This window comes from Thermovibrio sp., assembly GCA_015488335.1.
GTDB lineage: Bacteria > Aquificota > Aquificia > Desulfurobacteriales > Desulfurobacteriaceae > Balnearium.
In genome coordinates this window covers 1-4,019 of the sequence record WFNZ01000038.1, presented here as the reverse complement: position 1 = coordinate 4,019, position 4,019 = coordinate 1, and the positions used below count along the sequence as shown (strand labels likewise).

The following is a 4,019-nucleotide window of genomic DNA, read 5'->3' as shown; positions in this document are numbered from 1 at the left end:
GTCTGGAAGAACCTTAATCCAGGCAAGGCCTTTTGCACCGTAAATTCCAACAAACTTTGTTAAGTCGTCTATCTCTTTCCTTGAAAGTTTAGCTCCCCCTTTAAAGTTTATGGCCTTTACAATTCCACCCTTTTCTGCAACGGTTCTGAAAACCTTAAACTGACACTCTTTAGCTATGTCTGTTATCTCTTTCAGCTCAAGGCCGAAGCGGGTGTCGGGCCTGTCGGTTCCAAAACGGGCCATGGCCTCGTCGTAGGTCATAACGGGAATCTCGCCGATTTCAATCCCGAGGAGCTCCCTGTAGAGCTCCCTCAGAACCTTCTCAGCAATGTCCATAACATCCCTTTCTGCAACAAAGGACATCTCAAAGTCTATCTGGGTAAACTCCGGCTGCCTGTCTGCTCTCAGGTCTTCATCCCTGAAGCACCTTGCAATCTGGTAGTAGCGGTCAAAACCCGAAACCATGAGAATCTGTTTAAAGAGCTGAGGAGACTGGGGAAGTGCGTAGAACTTACCGGGGTAGATACGGCTGGGAACTAAGAAGTCCCTTGCACCTTCAGGGGTGCTCTTTGTGAGGTAGGGAGTTTCTATCTCTATAAAACCTTCCTCGTTGAAAACCTTTCTTACAGTCTGGTAGAGCCTGTGGCGGAATATGATGTTTTCCATCATTTTCTTCCGCCTTAGGTCTAAAAAGCGATACTTGAGCCTTGTCTCCTCTCCAACCTTAACCTCGTCTTCAACAGGAAACGGTAAAGGCAGGGATTTGTTGAGTATCTGGAGCTTCTCGGCGTAAATTTCAACCTCGCCTGTTTTCAGTTTCGGGTTTTCAGTTCCCGGAGGCCTTCTGCGAACTTCTCCTTCAACTGCTATCACGTACTCGTGCTTTAGCTTCTTGGCCTTCTCAACGAGCTCTTCAGAAATTTCAGGAGAGAAGACTATCTGAACCTTTCCTGTTCTGTCCCTTAAATCTGTAAAAACAACTCCGCCGTGGTCTCTCGTTGTGTCAACCCAGCCTGCAACTCTAACTTTTTTTCCAACATCTTCTGTTGAAACCTCTCCACAGTAATGAGTCCTCTTAAAACTTCCTAAATGTTCAAGCATTTTCAGACCTCTCCAGCCGTATGTTCTCTTTAGTCTGGGGAATTTTATGATAAAATCACAGAAGGAACCAGAGAAGCCGGTCTTTAACAGTTGAATACGGAGATTGACAGGGGTAATTTTCTCCGTCAATTGAGAATATTCTAAGATAGTGTGATTGCATTCTTGTGCAACACATTGTTTTTCAATGTTTCTTGAGGGTACTCTTGAAATGCCCTAAAAAGTGGAAGGGATTGCGACTAGACATGCTACACCTCCTCGTGTTGTAGTAGGTTATAGACTGCTTGAAATGCCCTAAAAAGTGGAAGGGATTGCGACGATTTTTGCCTGCCGTCAGAGGAGACGCAGGCTCATTGGCCTCTTGAAATGCCCTAAAAAGTGGAAGGGATTGCGACCGGGGCCGGTGGGATTTGAACCCACCATGGACAGCCACTTGAAATGCCCTAAAAAGTGGAAGGGATTGCGACGAGTATCTCTTAATGGTAAGAAGATACTCCCTCTCCTTGAAATGCCCTAAAAAGTGGAAGGGATTGCGACACACCTCCTAAAGTGGTTTACAACAAAAAATCTCAACAACTTGAAATGCCCTAAAAAGTGGAAGGGATTGCGACTTACAACACTCCCTTTGCCAGGATACATAAGCATCTTGAAATGCCCTAAAAAGTGGAAGGGATTGCGACTTAACCGTGTCGTTGACAACCTCAACGTAGCTCTGGCCTTGAAATGCCCTAAAAAGTGGAAGGGATTGCGACCTTGGAGCTCGTCTAATGCAAGCTCCAAGAGTGCTTGAAATGCCCTAAAAAGTGGAAGGGATTGCGACGCGGGTCACGATGAGGTCTACCCTCATCGTTCCTCTTGAAATGCCCTAAAAAGTGGAAGGGATTGCGACTACATACCCGGAGCATGTCTTATATGATCTATTTCACTTGAAATGCCCTAAAAAGTGGAAGGGATTGCGACATAATGGCGTATCCTGAACGACCATTATTCTCCCACTTGAAATGCCCTAAAAAGTGGAAGGGATTGGTTTTCGGCGGAAAATCCGATGAATAAGGTGGCAAAACTTTATGAATTGCAGGATAAAATCCTTGCTTTACTGTCAGATTTTGTTTCGGCAGGCAATAAATTTCCTTTCTTCTTAACAGGAGGAACCGCTCTTGTTAGGTTTCACTTTAAAAGTTCCTATAGAATTTCCTACGATCTGGACTTTTTCTCAACAGAGGATATAACAGAGAGCGATGTTCAACATATTGCTGAGTTTCTATCCGAAAGAGTGAATGTAGAGTTAAAAGCCAGAAATGAAGAAGAAAAAATCTTTTTCTATGAAGTTGCTGAAAAAGATATTTCTGTCAAGTTAGATTTTGTAAAAGACCCGTTTCTACAGGTATTTGAACCTCAAACACTTAAGGAAACAAATCTTTTAATAGATTCCATCAAGGCCATCTACTTCCGAAAAGTTTACGCCATAATTGACCTATACATTAACGAAAGACCCGTTGACAGGATAAAAGATATCCTTGATTTGATTGAGCTGAGCAAACGCTATATACCGCTTCCTGATTTTGTTAAGGAGTTTGTAGAAATATGGCATCAGAATTTTGAATCCAGGATACAGGCCGGTATGATTGCAGGAGCTCTCCGGGATATTTTTCTCCATCTTTCCTACCACGAGGAAGAAATTGGAAACTTACTGCAGAGGATATACTAAGGAGATTGAAAAGTGGGTGAAGGAGCAGGTAAATTTGCTGAAAAGCATAGTATAAGTAGTTTTGTTACTATTTTTTTGTGGGATATGCCTGCCTTAGTAGAAAATCCTCATAAATTCAAGGAAATGATACACAAGTCAAAAACTGGTGGTTTATCTCCAGAAGAGAAGCTGGTAATAGATATATTTAAACGGAGAATCTTAAGAACAAAAAATGGAAAAACTATATATAAGCAAATTTTTGGTGAAGAAGCTCCTGACTTTAAAGAATCTTGGATTACACCTCCAGATAAACTCTACGCTAAACTGAAGGAAAAACTGGGAAACTCGGCACTATAGCTGAATTCAGAAGTTTAAGAAGTAAATTAGTTCTATTAAACCACCCTTTAATAATTTTTGTGTTTTTTACTCGGTAATAGTTTTTTGTTTTCTTTGATAAATTTAAGGCGATTATCAATCAGATTATTTCTAAAGAGGAGTTTCCTTGTGGCCGGGAAGACGTAGCTGGCCTCTAAGGTGCTGTTTCTGTATTTCTGCCCCTCTGTTGAGATGAAGTAGAAGGAGTTGAGCTTCCACCCGGGGAGCTCCAGCCTTACTCCCGAAACTACAGTTGGATGAATAAGGGCAAAGATTGAAAGGAGAATAGGGGGAATAAAGGAGTAAACAGGTTTTGTAAATAAAGCTAAGAACAAGGAAATAAGAAGCGTTGTTCCTGCAAGCCACAGGGGTGCCTCGTAGTGGGTAAGGCTCCACTTTGTAAGGTTAAAGAGGTAGTGTGAAGAGAGGATAAACTGATAGCCTAAAAACTCTGTAATTCCGTTTATAAAAGGAACCTTCTCAAGTGTAATCTGCATTAGGAAAGCTCCTATGAGAAAAGGGGTGAAGATAAAGCCGGCAAGTAGGGTTGTAAGCCAGCTTAAAGGGTTAAAGGTTCCGAAAACGTTTAGAACGATAGGAAGGGTAAAGAACATGGGAGCGAAGGAGACCTTAATACTCATTAGCAATTTCCCTCCTTCACCCTCAACGGCGAGGAGAATTCCACCAACGGCGCTGAAAGAGAGGGCGGCAGAGAGGTTGAACTTTCCCGTTAGAACTGTAAAGAGCATCACAACTCCTAAAAGGTAGAGAGGTGTTATCTTCCTATAGGTTTCAAGGCCTAAGGCCAGAAGGAACATAAAGAGGTAAGACCTGAAACTGTCTCTTATACACATCTGAC

4 protein-coding genes and 1 CRISPR repeat array are annotated in these 4,019 nt (G+C 42.4%); of the genes, 2 read left to right on the top strand and 2 right to left on the bottom strand.

Annotated elements, in window-relative coordinates:
• Nucleotides 1–1,101, bottom strand: a 1,101-nt coding sequence (aspS, locus tag F8H35_RS04635) for an aspartate--tRNA ligase (protein WP_472572383.1), incomplete at its 3' end; no start/stop codon positions are given.
• A gap of 202 nt (nt 1,102–1,303) precedes the next feature.
• Nucleotides 1,304–2,128: a CRISPR direct-repeat array (repeat unit 35 nt; unit sequence CTTGAAATGCCCTAAAAAGTGGAAGGGATTGCGAC).
• A gap of 15 nt (nt 2,129–2,143) precedes the next feature.
• On the opposite strand from aspS, the gene F8H35_RS04630 reads away from it, so the two are divergent.
• Both F8H35_RS04630 and F8H35_RS04625 read left to right on the top strand, forming a co-directional pair.
• The gene (locus tag F8H35_RS04630) at nt 2,144–2,806 is read left to right on the top strand and encodes a nucleotidyl transferase AbiEii/AbiGii toxin family protein (protein WP_472572382.1); all 663 of its coding nucleotides are present in this window, start codon (nt 2,144–2,146) and stop codon (nt 2,804–2,806) included.
• A gap of 12 nt (nt 2,807–2,818) precedes the next feature.
• Nucleotides 2,819–3,142 (top strand): hypothetical protein, encoded by a 324-nt coding sequence (locus F8H35_RS04625; RefSeq protein ID WP_472572381.1) that lies wholly within the window; start codon nt 2,819–2,821, stop codon nt 3,140–3,142.
• Between the two features lie 47 nt (nt 3,143–3,189).
• On the opposite strand, the gene F8H35_RS04620 is transcribed toward F8H35_RS04625, so the two are convergent.
• On the bottom strand, nt 3,190–4,019 hold an 830-nt coding region (locus tag F8H35_RS04620; protein ID WP_472572380.1), incomplete at its 5' end, for a ComEC/Rec2 family competence protein.